This window comes from Acetobacter sp. DsW_063, from assembly GCF_002153745.1.
Taxonomy (GTDB): Bacteria; Pseudomonadota; Alphaproteobacteria; order Acetobacterales; family Acetobacteraceae; genus Acetobacter.
On sequence record NZ_JOPL01000170.1, the window covers coordinates 1 to 507 of the forward strand.

The 507-nt window shown below is 65.9% G+C and carries 2 protein-coding genes; both read right to left on the reverse strand.

Annotated features, from left to right (window positions below; translation table 11 throughout):
• Positions 1–272 (reverse strand): hypothetical protein (locus tag HK28_RS13600; protein ID WP_143217444.1); only part of this gene is annotated, 272 nt, incomplete at its 3' end.
• Positions 256–507: phage head-tail connector protein (locus HK28_RS13605; protein ID WP_198945904.1), on the reverse strand; the 252-nt coding region annotated here is incomplete at its 5' end. The genes HK28_RS13600 and HK28_RS13605, both read right to left, overlap by 17 nt.

Here is a 507-nt window from a genome sequence, read left to right on the forward strand (position 1 = left end):
GAGCTGTAGGCCGGATTGATCTGCATGATCCCCAGCGTGCCGCTGGACGGATTTGTGACGACATGCGTTCCGGACGCGCTCTGACTGGCGGCGTCGCTGTGCGGCAGCAAGTTCAGAAGAGAGGTCACGCCGTTCAGCAGTTTGGTTCCGATGCCCGTCGCCAGCTTCTCCAGCGTGTCGAGCAGCGGCGACGCCGCCTTGTTAAGATCCTCCATCGCCCGCTGGAACGGCGTCAGGCTATCCTCATGCGCGCTCCTAACGGCCCAGAACAAGATCCGACCGGCGCGCGTCGCACCCCGGTTCGATCACGTCGCGCCACGCCCGGTCGATCAGCGGACGCCCGATATAGGCGAGCGCCATGGACGACGCGTCCTGCAGCAACAGCGTGAGTTTCGCGTCCTGCGACGCGTCCGTAATGCCGAGATCCGCCTTGAGGTCGGCCAGAGACGCCAGCGGCGTGTCCGGCGCAGGCGGACCGACTGGCGTTGTCCGCCTCATGGTCCGACC